11 protein-coding genes are annotated in these 14,291 nt (G+C 66.1%); 6 read left to right on the top strand and 5 right to left on the bottom strand.

Annotation, left to right across the window (positions count from 1 at the left end; genetic code table 11):
- Positions 1 to 253 precede the first annotated feature (253 nt).
- Together RTI28_RS27590 and RTI28_RS27585 are read right to left on the bottom strand one after the other, a co-directional pair.
- Positions 254 to 1,405 (bottom strand): acyl-CoA dehydrogenase family protein, encoded by a 1,152-nt coding sequence (locus RTI28_RS27590; RefSeq protein WP_316923449.1) that lies wholly within the window; start codon positions 1,403 to 1,405, stop codon positions 254 to 256.
- 16 nt (positions 1,406 to 1,421) lie between these two features.
- Positions 1,422 to 2,507, bottom strand: coding sequence for an enoyl-CoA hydratase/isomerase family protein (locus RTI28_RS27585; protein WP_316923448.1), 1,086 nt, complete (start codon positions 2,505 to 2,507; stop codon positions 1,422 to 1,424).
- A 340-nt stretch (positions 2,508 to 2,847) separates the two neighbouring features.
- Here RTI28_RS27585 and RTI28_RS27580 point away from each other — a divergent pair, with 340 nt between their 5' ends.
- The 3 genes from RTI28_RS27580 (at position 2,848) to nahK (ending at position 8,129) form a co-directional block, all read left to right on the top strand.
- Positions 2,848 to 4,029: a porin gene (locus tag RTI28_RS27580; RefSeq protein WP_316923447.1), complete on the top strand. Its 1,182-nt coding sequence runs from the start codon at positions 2,848 to 2,850 to the stop codon at positions 4,027 to 4,029.
- A 361-nt stretch (positions 4,030 to 4,390) separates the two neighbouring features.
- Positions 4,391 to 5,554 (top strand): nitric oxide-sensing protein NosP, encoded by a 1,164-nt coding sequence (nosP, locus tag RTI28_RS27575; RefSeq protein WP_316923446.1) that lies wholly within the window; start codon positions 4,391 to 4,393, stop codon positions 5,552 to 5,554.
- Complete coding sequence (gene nahK, locus RTI28_RS27570) at positions 5,484 to 8,129, top strand: hybrid sensor histidine kinase/response regulator NahK/ErcS' (protein WP_410479049.1); 2,646 nt, start codon at positions 5,484 to 5,486, stop codon at positions 8,127 to 8,129. The genes nosP and nahK overlap by 71 nt, the downstream gene beginning before the upstream one ends.
- Here nahK and RTI28_RS27565 read toward each other — a convergent pair.
- Both RTI28_RS27565 and RTI28_RS27560 read right to left on the bottom strand, forming a co-directional pair.
- Positions 8,107 to 9,114: an aldo/keto reductase gene (locus RTI28_RS27565; RefSeq protein ID WP_316923445.1), complete on the bottom strand. Its 1,008-nt coding sequence runs from the start codon at positions 9,112 to 9,114 to the stop codon at positions 8,107 to 8,109. The two genes, nahK and RTI28_RS27565, sit on opposite strands and share 23 nt — an antisense overlap.
- A gap of 252 nt (positions 9,115 to 9,366) precedes the next feature.
- Positions 9,367 to 10,692, bottom strand: coding sequence for an MFS transporter (locus tag RTI28_RS27560; protein ID WP_316923444.1), 1,326 nt, complete (start codon positions 10,690 to 10,692; stop codon positions 9,367 to 9,369).
- A gap of 160 nt (positions 10,693 to 10,852) precedes the next feature.
- On the opposite strand from RTI28_RS27560, the gene RTI28_RS27555 reads away from it, so the two are divergent.
- Complete coding sequence (locus RTI28_RS27555; protein WP_316923443.1) at positions 10,853 to 11,962, top strand: sugar diacid recognition domain-containing protein; 1,110 nt, start codon at positions 10,853 to 10,855, stop codon at positions 11,960 to 11,962.
- A 47-nt stretch (positions 11,963 to 12,009) separates the two neighbouring features.
- Here RTI28_RS27555 and RTI28_RS27550 read toward each other — a convergent pair whose 3' ends face one another.
- Positions 12,010 to 12,756, bottom strand: a complete 747-nt coding sequence (locus tag RTI28_RS27550; RefSeq protein WP_316923442.1) for an enoyl-CoA hydratase — start codon at positions 12,754 to 12,756, stop codon at positions 12,010 to 12,012.
- 106 nt (positions 12,757 to 12,862) lie between these two features.
- Between RTI28_RS27550 and RTI28_RS27545 the strand changes: the two genes are divergently transcribed.
- Positions 12,863 to 13,507 carry a TetR family transcriptional regulator C-terminal domain-containing protein gene (locus tag RTI28_RS27545; protein WP_316923441.1) on the top strand — a complete coding sequence of 215 codons (645 nt, stop codon included), beginning with the start codon at positions 12,863 to 12,865 and terminating at the stop codon, positions 13,505 to 13,507.
- Between the two features lie 71 nt (positions 13,508 to 13,578).
- The gene (locus RTI28_RS27540; protein WP_316923440.1) at positions 13,579 to 14,289 is read left to right on the top strand and encodes a response regulator; all 711 of its coding nucleotides are present in this window, start codon (positions 13,579 to 13,581) and stop codon (positions 14,287 to 14,289) included.
- The last annotated feature ends 2 nt before the right edge of the window (positions 14,290 to 14,291 follow it).

Here is a 14,291-nt window from a genome sequence, read left to right as displayed (position 1 = left end):
TCAGGCCTTGATCAACAATCATCTTGCAGACCTGGAGTTTGAACTCGGTGGTGAATCTTCTGTACTTCTTGGTCATCGGGGGTACTCCTCAGTAGGGGGATTCTCCCTAATTGAGGTGTCCGGAGCCATTAGACCAGCACAAACCCAAATCCCACAGGCCATGGCACGTTGCAACAAATGTGGGAGCGGATTCATCCGCGATGCGCCGCGCGGGCGGCGCTCGATCTGGAGAGCACTACAACTGGCGTGTCGATCACAACGGATAGTTCTTCAACTCCCGCGCAATCAGCATCCTCTGGATCTCGCTCGACCCCTCGTAGATCTGCGTGATCCGCGCATCCCGGTAGTACTTCTCGACCGGGTAATCCTCCAGGTAGCCATACCCGCCATGCACCTGGATCGCCATGGAACACACCCGCTCGGCCATTTCCGAGGCGAACAGCTTGGCCTGCGACGCTTCGCTCAGGCACGGCTTGCCGGCGCTGCGCAGGCGCGCGGCATGCAGGATCAGCAGGCGCGCGGCATTGATCCGCACCTGCATGTCGGCCAGCAGGTTGGCGATGCTCTGGTGTTCGTTGATCGGCTTGCCGAACTGGATGCGCTCGCGGGAATACACCAGCGCCGCCTCGAACGCCGCGCGGGCGATGCCCAGGGCCTGGGCGGCGATGCCGATGCGGCCGCCTTCGAGGTTGGACAGGGCGATCGCCAGGCCCTTGCCGCGTGCGCCGAGCAGGTTTTCTTCGGGAATCCGGCAGTCGTTCAGGGTCACCGCGCAGGTATCGGAGGCGCGGATGCCCATCTTGTGCTCGCTGCGATCGACCACGAAGCCCGGGTTGTCGGTGGGCACCAGGAACGCGGAAATGCCTTTCTTGCCGGCGTCCGGGTCGGTCACCGCGAAGACGATGGCCAGCCCCGCGCGGCGGGCATTGCTGACGAACTGCTTGGCCCCGTTGATGACCCACTGGCCATCCTTGAGCTCGGCACGGGTGCGCAGGTTATGCGCTTCGGAGCCGGCCTGCGGTTCGGTCAGGCAGAAGCAGCCGATCACCTCGCCAGTGGCCAGGCGCGGCAGCCAGGCCTGTTGCTGCGCGGGGCTGCCGTAGGCCAGCAGCGGGCCGCAGCCCACCGAGTTGTGGATGCTCATCAGCGCGCCGGTGGCACCATCGCCGGCGGCGATTTCCTCCACGGCCAGGGCATAGGCCACGTAGTCGGTGTAGCTGCCGCCCCATTCCTCGGGCGCGACCATGCCCAGCAGGCCCAGCTCGCCCATCTTGCGGACCACGTCGTTGTCGATCCAGCCGGCCTTTTCCCAGGCCTGGGCATGCGGCGCGATCTCGCCTCGGGCGAAGTCGCGGGCCATGTCGCGGATCATGATCTGTTCTTCAGTCAGTTCCAGGTCTTGCATGTGCGTGCTCCAGCCCTCAGAGGCCTTCGAAGAATTGCTCGACGCGCTGGCGGTCGAGGTCGGCGACGCTGGCGGGATTCCAGCGCGGCTGTTTGTCCTTGTCGATCAGCAGGGCACGCACACCTTCCATCAGGTCACCGTGCTCGAACCATTGCCGGTCCAGGTGCAACTCCATTCTGAAGCAGTCCTCCAGCGTCAGATGCCGGCCCCGACGAAGCAGCTCGAGGGTCACCGCCATCGCCAGCGGCGAACGGCTGTCCATCAGCTCGGCGGTCTTCAGCGCCCACTCGTGGCTGTCGGCCACGGTCACGCTGCGCAGCTGTTCGAGGATGCTGGCGATATCGCCGAGGGCGAAGAAGTGGTCGATGGCCGGGCGCAGTTCGGCCAGCGGCGGGTTGACCAGGGTCTGGCTGCCCAGGCGGGCGAGAACGCCCTGCAGGTCCTTGAGCGGATGCTCGCTCCAGCTCAGTTGGTCGAGGTCGCGGTCCAGCTCGGCCAGCCTGGCGCTGTCCAGGTACCAGTCGGCGAGGCCGCAGTAGAGGGCGTCGGCGGCCTGGACCTGCACCCCGGTGACCCCCAGGTAGGTGCCCAGTTCGCCAGGAATGCGCGAAAGGAAGTAGCTGCCGCCGACATCCGGGAAGTAGCCGATGCCGACTTCCGGCATGGCCAGGCGGCTGCGTTCGGTGACCACCCGCAGTTCGGCGCCCTGGGCCAGGCCCATGCCACCGCCGAGGGTGAAGCCGTCCATCAGGGCGACGACGGGTTTGCGGTAGTGATGGATGAACAGGTCGAGGTCGTACTCCTCGACGAAGAAATCCTGGTGCAGCGTCGCGCCGCTCTTGTAGCTGTCGTACAGCGAGCGGATATCGCCGCCGGCGCAGAAGCCCTTGGGGCCTTCGCCGCGCAGGACCACGGCATGGATCGCCGGATCGACGGCCCAGGCCTCAAGTTGCTCGCGCAGGCTGCGCACCATGCGCAGGGTGAGGGCATTGAGGCCGGCGGGGCGGTCGAGAATCAGATGGCCGATATGGTTGCGGACTTCGGCCCGTACCTGAGCGCTTTGCGCTGGTGAAGTAGTAGGTGCTTGAGCTTGTGCGGTCATCGCGGTCTCCCTGCTTTGTTATTGATTTTCCACGTGAATTGTCGCGGTGTGGACGAAGGGTCAAGGATCGCCCGGATCGTAGCAGTGCAAATTTGCCCAATACAATCGATAAAATCGCAGTGGCAATCTGCATTTTTGCATGAGCAACCCCGACCTTCGGTCGTACCTGCGACACTTTAGCCTTGTGACCCGCTCGCACAGGGGATTAGTTCCCCCGACCGTCGTCTCCCGGGCCCCGGCCAAAGCAGCGCCGGCTTGCGCCCAAGGCAGCGTAGGGCAGGGCGCGCGGGCTTTCGATAATCGCCTCCGACAACCGTCCCCACCGTTCGCGGAGAGCGTCATGCACAAGAATAAGAATGCCAATGCCCGTTTCCTGCCGTTGTTGGCCGGCCTCGCCAGTTTCGGGCTCGTCCCGCTGGCCCAGGCGGAAATCATGCTGTACGACAAGGATGAAACGACCTTTTCCACCGACGGCTACATCAACGCCTTCTACGTCAACAGCGACGTCGACCGTGACGGCGACCAGTACGATCGCCGCCAGTCGCGGGTGAAGATGGGTTTCCTGCCCAACTACCTGGGCTTCAACATGACCAAGCAGATGGCCGACCTCAAGCTCGGCGGCCGTGCCTCGTTCTGGGTGACCATCAACGACAGCGAGCAGAACGGCACCGACACCGCCATCGACGTGCGTCAGTTCTACGGCACCGTGGCCAACCCCGAGTGGGGTGAAGTGCTGATCGGCAAGGACTTCGGTCTGTTCGCCCGCTCCAACATCCTCCTCGACGAACTGCTCGCCGGTTATGGCCAGGTCAGCGATACCCTCGGCCTGGTGGACGGTGGCGGGGTGTCGTTCGGCAACATCGGCAGCGGCTACCCGTATCCGTTCCCGTCCTCGCAGATCACCTACCGTACCCCGGTGATGGAAGGCCTGCGCGTTGCCGTCGGTATCCTCGACCCGGTGGACACCAACGACAACAGTGCGCTGGGCAAGGCCTACCAGAAGAACCCGCGGACCGAGAGCGAGATCACCTACCAGTTCGACCTGGGCGGGGCGAAGATCTACAGCTGGCTCAACGGCAGCTACCAGACCTCGGACAACACCGACCACAACGTCGACAGCGTCACCTCCAAAGGCCTGGGCTATGGCGTGCAGGCCAAGATGGGCGCGTTCTCCCTGACCGGCTCCGGCTTCACCGCCAAGGGCATCAACCCGTTCTTCACCAATAACGCCGGGGAAGCCACCCTGCGCGAGGTGGACAGCAAGGGTTACCTGGTGCAGGGCTCGTATACCCTCGGCAAGAACCGCCTGGCGCTGTCCTACGGCAAGACCAAGGACGACGGCAACGGCGCGGTGAATACCGGTGCCGACTACGAGACCCGCGGCATCGCCCTGTTCCACACGATCAACGACAACCTCAAGCTGGTGGCCGAGTACAACCAGTTCGAAATCAACGGCCATCACGGCGACGCACAGAACGAAGACACCGACACCCTGGCCCTGGGTGCCGTCCTCACCTGGTGAACCCCACCACCGCGGGGCAGTGGACCTTTTCCGGCAAGGCGCATCCTGCCGGGGAAGGTCTTCTGTCCTGTGGTGGTCTTTTTACCGCGACGCAGATCGGTGTGGGAGCGGATTCATCCGCGATCGGCGGCGAAGCCGTCGCAAAACCTGAATGCACGGTGTGTCAGGCAAACCCGGGACTCAGGGTTTACGGCCGCTTCGCGCCCGATCGCGGATGAATCCGCTCCCACACCGATCTGTGGCGTTCTCGGAATCTTCTACAACCAATACCACCCCCACCCACTACCCAAGTAGCATTCGGCCCCCTCCCGACGCCCCCTAAACTGCCGCCATCCATCCCCACCACACGCTGGAGGCTGCAATGCCGCAGTCCAACGCCGAAGGCGTCCGCAGTGCCGTATCCCGCGCCGTCGTCGCCGAGGAAGCCGCCCAGGACCTGGCCCGGCAACTGATGCACCCGCACCTGGGCTTCGTGCTGTTCTTCTGTTCCGCCGAGTACGATCTGCCCGCCCTGGCCCAGGCCCTGCAGGACAGCTTCGGCGGCATCCGCCTGGCCGGCTGCACCAGCGCCGGCGAGATCACCCCGGAAGGCTACGGCCGTGGCTGCATCACCGCGCTGGGCTTCGATCACCGGCAGTTCTCCATCGCCGGCGAGCTGATCGCGCCGATCCACGACTTCAGCCTGATCGACGCCCAGCGCTGCGTCGAACGCCTGATCAACGACTGCCGCGGCAACACCCTGGCGCCGATCAAGGGCCACAGTTTCGCCCTGACCCTGCTCGACGGCCTGTCCAGCCGCGAGGAAATGCTCCTCGCCGCGCTCAACGCGGCCCTCGGCGATATCCCCCATTTCGGTGGCTCGGCCGGCGACGACAACTACCTGCATCACACCCACGTCTACTACGACGGCGCCTTCCACAGCAGCGCCGCGGTGGTGCTGCTGGTCAATACCTGGCTGGATTTCGAGGTGTTCACCACCCACCACATCCAGCCCCGCGCGGAAAAACTCGTGGTGACCCGCGCCGACCGCGCCCTGCGCCGGGTCTACGAACTCAACGCCGAGCCGGCCGCCCTGGAGTACGCCAACCTGATCGGCGTGCCGGTGGCCGAGATCGACCAGCGCACCTTCGCCGCCCACCCGCTGGCCGTGCGCATCAACGAGCGCTACTACGTGCGGGCGATCCAGCAGGTCCACGACGATCTCAGCCTGAGCTTCTACTGCGCGGTGGAGAACGGCATCGTCCTCACCGCCATGCACCCGGGGCCCCTGGTGCCGAACCTGAACGCGCTGTTCGACGGCCTGTGCGAGCGCCTCGGCGCGCTGCTCCTGACCATCGGCTGCGACTGCTTCCTGCGCCGCCTGGAACTGGAAGACCGCCCGGAAAAGGGCGAGGTCGAGACGATCCTGCGTCAGCACGCGGTGGTGGGTTTCAACTCCTACGGAGAACAGTTCAATGGCATGCACATCAACCAGACCTTCACCGGCGTTGCCATCGGACGCTCCCGTGCCCGCCGATTCGACTGAAGCGCAGGCGCTGATCGAACGCCTGCGCCACGAGAACCACAAGCTCGGGCGGATCAACGCAGCGCTGATCGAGCGCCTGGAGTCCGGCGCGGCGCGGCCCGACGACTCCTACGCGGCGTTCCAGCATTCGGTGACCTTGGCCGAGCAGGTGCGCGAGCGCACCGACGCGCTGAACCAGGCGATGGCCGAGCTCAAGGCCAGCAACCACCTGCTCAGCGATGCCCGGCTGCGCGCGGAAACCGCGCACCAGTACCTGGTGGACGCCATCGAGAGCATTTCCGACGCCTTCGTGCTGTTCGATCCGGACCTGCGTATCGTCCTGTTCAACCAGCGCTTCAAGGCGCTGTGGGCCAACAGCCGGATCCGCATCATCAGCGGCATGCACCTCTCGGAAGTGCGCCGGCTGATGCTGCGCACCGGCCTGTTCACCGAAGAACCGCGCAATATCAACGACGAGAACCTGCTCTATCGCCTGCGCGACGGGCGCTGGCTGCAAGTCAGCGAACGCCCGACCCAGGGCGGCGGCCGCGTGGTGCTGCTGACCGACATCACCGAGGTCAAGCACAGCGAGACCCAGCGCCGCGAGCAGGCGGTGGCGCAGAAGTCGCACCTGCTGCAGCGCGCGGTGGACAACCTGTCCCAGGGCGTGGCCATGGTCAATGCCGATGGCGTGCTGGAACTGTGGAACCGGCGTTTTCTCGAACTCAGCGGCCTGGCGCCGATCGCCGCGCACCGCCAGTTCGCCGATGTGATCGGCGACAGCGAGCTGTCCCTGCTGACCCCCGGCAGTCGCGATGGCAATGGCCGGCCCCTGCAGGAACTGGAGCAGCGCCTGTATGACGGGCGCATGCTGGAGATCCGCACCCATCCGCTGCCCACCGGCGGCTTCGTCAATACCTTCACCGATATCACCGAGCGCTATCAGCACGCCGAGGCCCTGAGTGAAAGCGAGCGCTGGATTCGCCTGATCACCGACCAGGTGCCGGCCTTGATCGCCTACCTGAATGCCGACCTGGTCTACGAGTTCACCAACAAGGTCTACGAGCAGTGGTATTGCTGGCCGCATGCGGCCATGCTCGGCCAGCGCCTGCGCGACGTGCACAGCGCCGAGCATTACCGGCGCCTGGAAACCTATATCGCCCAGGCACTGGCCGGGGAGAACGTGACCTTCGAGTTCGCCGAGACCAACGCCCATGGCCAGGAGCGCTACATGCTGCGTTCCTACGTGCCGAATCGCCTGCCCAGCGGCGAAGTGGTGGGGATCTTCGTGCTGATCCGCGACATCACCGAGCGCCGGCGCACCGCCGAGGCGTTGCACCAGGCCTACCAGCACCTGGAACTGCGGGTGCGCGAACGCACCACCGAGCTGACCCAGCTCAACCAGCAGCTGCTGCGCGAGATCGAGGAGCGGCGGCGGGTCGAGTCACGCCTGCGCGATGCCAAGCAGGAAGCCGAGCAGGCCAACCTGTCGAAGACCAAGTTCCTCGCCGCGGTCAGCCACGACCTGCTGCAACCGCTGAACGCCGCGCGCCTGTTCACCAGCGCCCTGCAGGAGCAGAGCGGCAGTCCGGCGCTGGTGCGCAACGTCAGCAACGCCCTCGACGATGTGGAAAGCCTGCTCGGTACCCTGGTCGATATCTCCAAGCTGGATGCCGGGGTGATCAAGGCCGATGTCGCCCCCTTCGCCGTCGCCGACCTGCTCGACAACCTCGCCGCCGAATATGCCGCCACCGCGGCCAGCGTGGGCCTGCGCCTGCACTATGTGCCAAGCCGCCTGCGGGTGCGCAGCGACATCCAGCTGCTGGCGCGGATCCTGCGCAACCTGTTGAGCAACGCCATTCGCTATACCCCCCAGGGCCGCCTGTTGCTGGGCTGCCGGCGACGCGGCGCGCGGGTGTGGATCGAGGTGTGGGACACCGGCATCGGTATCGCCGCGGACAAGCGCGAGGAAATCTTCCAGGAGTTCAAGCGCGGTGACTCGCAGCGTCCGGACCAGGACCGCGGCCTGGGGCTGGGCCTGGCCATCGTCGAGAAGATCGCCGGGATTCTCGGCCATCGCATCCAGCTGCGCTCGACCCCGGGCAAGGGCTCGGTGTTCGCCATCGAAGTGCCGCTGAGCCGCCAGGCGCCACGCCCGCAGGCGACGCTGCCGGAGCCGGTGGCCCTGCTGGAGCGCCTGGAAGGCGCGCGGATCTGGGTGCTGGACAACGATGCGGCGATCTGTGCCGGCATGCGCACCCTGCTCGAACAATGGGGCTGTCGGGTCAGCACGGCGCTGAACGAAGCGGACCTGGCCGGGCAGTTGCCGGCGGATGAAGGCGAGGCGGGGCTGCTGATCGTCGATTACCACCTGGACCATGACCGCAACGGCCTGCAGGCGGTGGCGGCGATCAATGCGCAGCGCCGTTCACCCCTGCCGGCGCTGATGATCACCGCCAACTACAGCAACGAACTGAAGCAGCAGGTGCGTGAACTGGGCCATACCCTGATGCACAAGCCGGTGCGGCCGATGAAGCTCAAGGCCGCGATCAGCCACCTGCTGAAAAGCGAACTCAGCGCGGCAGGCGCCCGCTGACGAAGTGCGCGACATCGTTGAAACCGTGGGTCGAAGCATGGCCCGGGGTGACCAGCGAGTCGATGAAGGCTTCGTCCTCGGCGCTGATCTTCACCTCCAGCGCGCCGCCGTAGGTGTCCCACTGCGCCTCGGTGCGCGGGCCGACGATGGCCGAGCTGACCAGCTGGTTGTTGAGCACCCAGGCGATGGCGAATTCGACCATGCCGACCCCCTTGGCCTCGGTCCAGGCGTGGATCTTCTGGGCGATGTCCAGGGATTCGGCGCGCCATTCCACTTCCAGGATGCGCTTGTCCTGGCGCGCGGCGCGGCTGCCGGCCTCGGGTTCGGCGTTGGGCGCGTACTTGCCGCTGAGCACGCCGCGGGCCAGCGGACTGAACGGCACCACGCCGAGGCCGTGGGCGGCGGCGGCGGTCAATTGCTCGGTCTCGACCTGGCGGTTGACGATGTTGTACAGCGGCTGGCTGACCACCGGCTTGGGAATACCCAGGCGTTCGGCCAGGTTGCAGATCTCGGCGATGCGCCAGCCGCGGAAGTTGGACACGCCCCAGTGGCGGATCTTGCCCTGGCGCAGCAGCTCGCCGATCGCCGAGACGGTGATGTCCAGCGGCGTGGTGTGGTCTTCGCGGTGCAGGTAATAGATGTCGATGTAGTCGGTGCCGAGGCGGGTCAGGCTGGCCTCGATGGCGTTGAAGATGTGCTTGCGCGACAGCCCGCTGCGGTTCGGCACACCGTCGACCGGGCCGTAGCCGACCTTGCTGGCGAGGATCCAGTCGTGGCGGTGGGCGGCGATGCCTTCGCCGACCAGCTCTTCCGAGCGCCCGCCGTTGTAGACGTCCGCCGTGTCGATGAAGTTGATGCCCTGGTCCCAGGCCTTGTCGATGATGCGCAGCGAGTCTTCGGTGCTGGTCTGTTCACCGAACATCATGCTGCCCAGGGTCAGGGCGGACACTTGCAGGCCACTGCGGCCCAGAGGACGGTAGATCATGATCGGAAGTCCCTTCGCGATAGGTGAAGGGACTCTTGTACAGGGTGAAAAGGGCACAATGCAATCATTGCGACACGCGACGCGCGGCTTGTTCTCATACCGCGACACGCTACGCGCGACTTGCTCTCGTAGGAGCGAGGCTCGCCCGCGAAAGGACCGCGCAGCGGTCCCAGATCGGCAGCGACTCCGCCCGGCCTGCTTCGCACGCCTTCGCGGGCAAGCCTCGCTCCTACGCGCACGGGGGCGTCCAGGTCAGGCGCTGGCGGTCAGTCCGCGTGCCTGCCGGGAAACCCGCAACGCCACCCCACTGCCCACCACGATCAACCCCGCCAGCGAATACAGCGCCGCATCGGTCGACCCCGTCTGGTCCTTGATGAAACCCACCAGGTACGGGCTGAGGAAGCCGGCCATCTGCCCGACCGAGTTGATGATCGCAAGACCCGCCACGGCAGTGCCGGCGCTGAGCAGGGCGGTGGGCATCGGCCAGAACATCGGCAGGCCGGTGAGGGCGCCCATGGTGGCGATGCTCAGGCCGAGGATGGCGATCACCGGGCTGTGGGCGAAGTTCACCGCGATCAGCAGGCCGACCGCGCCCATCAGCATCGGCACCACGAGGTGCCAGCGGCGCTCGTTGCACAGGTCGGCGGAACGTCCCACCAGCAGCATGAATACACCGGCCAGCAGATAGGGAATGGCGCTCAGCCAGCCGATCAGCAGGGCATCGCTGAAACCGAGGTTCTTGATGATCGACGGCAGCCAGAAGTTGATCGCGTAGACCCCGCTCTGGATGCAGAAGTAGACGAAGCCGAAGGTCCAGATCAGCGGGTTGCGCAGCACCGCGAGCAGGCCGTCGCTGACCGTCGGCGGCTTGCTCGCCGCGTCGGCGCGCAGGTCGGCGGCGATCGCTGCGCGCTGCGCCGCGTTCAGCCAGGCCGCCTTGGCGTAGCCGTCGCTGAGCAGGAACACCGCCATGCAGCCCAGGACCACGGTGGGCAGGCCCTGGATCAGGAACATCCACTGCCAGCCGGCGAGACCGCCCTGGCCGGCGGCGAAGTGATTGAGGATCCAGCCGGAGAACGGCCCGCCGAGCAGGCCGGAGACCGGGATCGCCGACATGAACAGGGCCATGATGCGTCCGCGGCGGTTGGCCGGGAACCACTGCGAGAGGTACAGCACGATGCCGGGGAAGAAACCGGCCTCGGCGGCACCGGTGAACAGGCGCAGCACGTAGAACTGGGTCGGCGTGGTGACGAACAGCAGGCAGGTCGACAGGGTGCCCCAGGTGATCATCATCAGCGCGATCCAGCGCCGCGGCCCGAAGCGGTTCAGCGCCAGGTTGCTGGGCAGGCCGCAGAGCACGTAGCCGATGAAGAAGATCCCGGCGCCGAGGCCATAGATGGTTTCGCTGAAGTTCAGGGCGTCGAGCATCTGCAGCTTGGCGAAGCCGACATTGACCCGATCGAGGTAGTTGAACAGATAGCAGACGAAAATGAACGGAATCAGCCGCAGAGTGATGCGCCGGTACAGCGCATCACGGTCGATGGCGTGGCCTTGGTCAGGGGCAGGGCTGGATGACATGATTCTCTCTCTGTTGTTATGGTTGTGCGGCATCCCGCGTCGAGGCGGGCGCTGGTGAAAAGTCTCGGCGAGCAGGCGATGCCTGTCTTTGTGCCGTTGCACGGCATTTGCGTCGTGCGTTTGTGCTGCCGCCCAACCCCTGGGCCTTCAAGGAAACCCCATGTTCGAGCTGGATCATGACCTGGCGCAGGATATCGTCGACCGGGCGATGGCGATTCTGCCCTACAACGTCAACGTCATGGACAGCCAGGGCCTGATCCTCGGCAGCGGCGAGACGCAGCGCATCAATACCCGCCACGAGGGTGCGCAACTGGTGCTGGCCAACGAGCGCATCGTCGAGATCGACGAGGAGGCGGCGAAATGCCTCAAGGGCGTGCAGCCCGGGGTCAATCTGCCGTTGCTGCTGGACGGTCGGCTGATCGGCGTGCTCGGTATCACCGGTGATCCCGGGCAGTTGCGGACCTACGCCGAGCTGGTGCGGATGACCGCGGAAATGCTCCTGGCCCAGCGTCACCTGCAGGTCGAGCAGCAGTGGCGGCGGCAACGCTGCGACGACCTGCTGGCCTTGCTCCTGGGCGGCAGCGGCGATGCCCCGCGGCTGGTGGACGAGGCCCGGCAACTGGGGCTCAAGCCGCAACTGGCGCGGGTGCCGTGCCTGTTCGAACTGGACGAGGGGCAGGGCGCCGAGGCCCTCTCGGTATGGCTGATGCAGCGCTATCCGGACAGCTGGTGCGTCAGCCCGGCGCGCCAGTCGCTGCTCTGGTGCCGCCCGAGCAGCCTGGCCCTGGACGAAGCCCGGCTGCTGGACAAGCTGGAGAGCCAGGGCTGGCGGGTCCAGCGCCTGGCGTTGGGCGGCACGGCCGAGGGCGTGGACAAGCTGCGCCGAGGCTATCGGCGGGTGCGCGACCTGCTGGCCTATGGTCGCGAAGTGCTGCCCGAGCAGCGCCTGCTGACCCTGGCCCGCTACCGCTTGCCGGCGTTGCTCTGGCGGCACCGCCAGGACGATGCGCTGGACGAGTTGCTGGAACCCCTGCAGCGGATCCGCGCCAAGGATGTCAGCGGTCAGTTGCTCGCGACCCTGCGCGCCTGGTGCAGCCATGACGGGCAGAGCCAGGCCTGCGCCGAGGCGCTGGGGATTCATCGCAACAGCCTGCGCTATCGCCTGGAGCGGATCGGCGAGCTCAGCGGGGTCGACCCGCTGCGCCTGGAAGGGATGCTGAGCCTGTATCTGGGTCTGCAACTGCTACCGGCGCAGAACCCTCGCGCCTGAGTGCTGGCAAGCCGCCTGGCGCAGGGTTCCCCATCGTTGTCGGGTGATCACTTGTCGACCAGCGCGCGCAATGCTGCCTTGGCTTGCGGGGTCTGCAGGCGTTCGATGAAGTAGCGGCATTCCTCCTCGACCACGTTCGCCAGGGCCTCGCGATCAGGCGCCTTGAGCAACTGCTTGCTGAGCCGCAGCGCTTCCTGCGGCATGCGCTGCAGGCGCCTGGCCAGGTCCCGCGCGGCGTTCAGGCAGGCCTCGCCATCCTCGTGCAGTTCGTTGGCCAGCCCCCAGTGCACGGCCTGTTCGCCGCTCAGGGCCTCGTTGGCCAGCAGCAGGCGCGCCGCCCGCACATGGCCGAGCAGGCGCGGCAGCAACAGGCTGGAACCGAACTCGGGGCACAGCCCCAGCGGCACGAACGGCATCCTCAGCTTGGCCCCCCGCGAGACCAGGACCTGGTCGCAATGCAGCAGCAAGGTGGTGCCGATGCCGATCGCCGGGCCGTTGACCGCGGCGATCAGCGGTTTGCGCAGCCCCAGCACCACACGCATCATGCGGAACACCGGGTGCTCGCGATCCTCGGGCGGATGTTCGAGGAAATCGTGCAGATCGTTGCCGGCGCTGAAGCACTGCGGGCCACCGCTGATGATCAGCACCTCGACCTGCGGATCCTCGTCCGCCGCCGCCAGTGCTTCGCCCAGCTGGCGATACATGGCGCTGTTGAGGGCATTGAGCTTGTCGGGGCGATTGAAGGTCAGGGTCAGCAGGCCCTGGTCCAGGGTTGGAATGATCAGGTCGTTCATGGCAGCCGTTTGTTGGGGTTGTCGGAAAAGGCAATGCGCCGATGGTTTATCACGGGGCCCACGTTGCTGTACAGTCGTTCAGTCCAACTGAGCACGAGAAGCGCCGATGAACCAGGAAGCCCGCTATCAACGCATGCTGCCGGAAGCTCGCAAAGCCAACCTGGTCGAGGCGACCCTGGCCTGCCTCAAGCGCCACGGTTTCCAGGGCGCGTCGATCCGCAAGATCTGCGCCGAGGCCGGGGTCTCGGTGGGCTTGATCAGCCATCACTATTCCGGCAAGGACGAACTGGTGGCCGAGGCCTACCTGGCGGTGACCGGCAGGGTCATGAGCCTGCTGCGCGAAGCCATGGACCAGGCCGCGCCGAATGCCCGCGAGCGCTTGTCGGCGTTCTTCCGGGCCTCGTTCTGCGAGGACCTGCTCGACCCGCAGCTGCTCGACGCCTGGCTGGCGTTCTGGGGCGCGGTGAAGACCGCCGAGGCGATCAACCAGGTCCACGATCATTCCTATGGCGAATACCGCAACACCCTGAGCCGCGTCCTCGGCGAACTGGCCAGCGAAGAGGGCTGGGAGGACTTCGACGCCGATCTCGCGGCCATCAGCCTGAGCGCCTTGCTCGATGGCCTGTGGCTGGAATCGGGGCTCAATCCCGGGACCTTCACCCGCGAACAGGGCGTGCAGATCTGCGAGGCCTGGGTCGACGGCCTGCAGGCCGGTGGACGGCAGCGCTTCCGGCGCGTCGAGGGCTGTTGATCGTTCGTTCAGTAGCGGGTACGCTGCCTGCGCGTGTCAATGTCCAACCGCCATAACAAGAGACAACCGCAATGACGCCTCGGGTTCTGATCGTCGATGACGATCCGCTGATTCGCGACCTGCTGCACGCCTACCTGTCCCAGGAAGGCTACGACGTCCACTGTGCCGATACCGCCGAGGGCGCCGAAGCCTTCCTCGCCCGGCATGCGGTCGACCTGGTGCTGCTGGATATCCGCCTGCCAGGCAAGGACGGCCTGACCCTGACCCGCGAACTGCGGGTGCGCTCGGAAGTCGGCATCATCCTGATCACCGGGCGCAACGACGATATCGATCGCATCGTCGGTCTCGAATGCGGCGCCGACGACTATGTGATCAAGCCCCTCAATCCCCGCGAACTGGTGTCCCGCGCCAAGAACCTGGTGCGCCGCGTGCGCTGCGCCCAGGCGCCGCAACCGGCGGCGGGCCATGCGCTGAAGCAGTTCGGCGACTGGGCCCTGGACAGCGATCGGCGCCGCCTGATCGACCCCGCCGGCGGCGAAACCCTGCTGACCCACGGCGAGTTCCAGTTGCTCAGCGTGTTCCTGCGCAACAGCGGCCATACCCTGACCCGCGACCAGTTGATGGACCAGATCCGCAACCGCGAGTGGGTGCCCAACGACCGCTCCATCGACGTGCTGGTCGGCCGTCTGCGGCGCAAGCTGCACGACGATCCGGCGGAGCCGCAACTGATCATCACCATCCACGGCACCGGCTACCTGTTCACCGCCAGCGTGGCGGCCTGAGC

The sequence above is a fragment of the Pseudomonas sp. zfem002 genome, assembly GCF_032621685.1.
Taxonomy (GTDB): domain Bacteria; phylum Pseudomonadota; class Gammaproteobacteria; order Pseudomonadales; family Pseudomonadaceae; genus Aquipseudomonas; species Aquipseudomonas japonica.
Note: the sequence above shows the minus strand (reverse complement) of the source record. Positions and strands in the feature narration are given on the sequence as shown.

Excerpts from the sequence above, each read along its gene's own strand:
- nosP (WP_316923446.1), top strand. The coding sequence starts at position 4,391 with ATGCCGCAGTCCAACGCCGAAGGCGTCCGCAGTGCCGTATCCCGCGCC.
- RTI28_RS27550 (WP_316923442.1), bottom strand. The coding sequence starts at position 12,756 with ATGAACGACCTGATCATTCCAACCCTGGACCAGGGCCTGCTGACCCTG.
- RTI28_RS27555 (WP_316923443.1), top strand. The coding sequence starts at position 10,853 with ATGTTCGAGCTGGATCATGACCTGGCGCAGGATATCGTCGACCGGGCG.
- RTI28_RS27580 (WP_316923447.1), top strand. The coding sequence starts at position 2,848 with ATGCACAAGAATAAGAATGCCAATGCCCGTTTCCTGCCGTTGTTGGCC.
- RTI28_RS27545 (WP_316923441.1), top strand. The coding sequence starts at position 12,863 with ATGAACCAGGAAGCCCGCTATCAACGCATGCTGCCGGAAGCTCGCAAA.
- RTI28_RS27540 (WP_316923440.1), top strand. The coding sequence starts at position 13,579 with ATGACGCCTCGGGTTCTGATCGTCGATGACGATCCGCTGATTCGCGAC.
- RTI28_RS27585 (WP_316923448.1), bottom strand. The coding sequence starts at position 2,507 with ATGACCGCACAAGCTCAAGCACCTACTACTTCACCAGCGCAAAGCGCT.
- nahK (WP_410479049.1), top strand. The coding sequence starts at position 5,484 with ATGGCATGCACATCAACCAGACCTTCACCGGCGTTGCCATCGGACGCT.
- RTI28_RS27590 (WP_316923449.1), bottom strand. The coding sequence starts at position 1,405 with ATGCAAGACCTGGAACTGACTGAAGAACAGATCATGATCCGCGACATG.
- RTI28_RS27560 (WP_316923444.1), bottom strand. The coding sequence starts at position 10,692 with ATGTCATCCAGCCCTGCCCCTGACCAAGGCCACGCCATCGACCGTGAT.
- RTI28_RS27565 (WP_316923445.1), bottom strand. The coding sequence starts at position 9,114 with ATGATCTACCGTCCTCTGGGCCGCAGTGGCCTGCAAGTGTCCGCCCTG.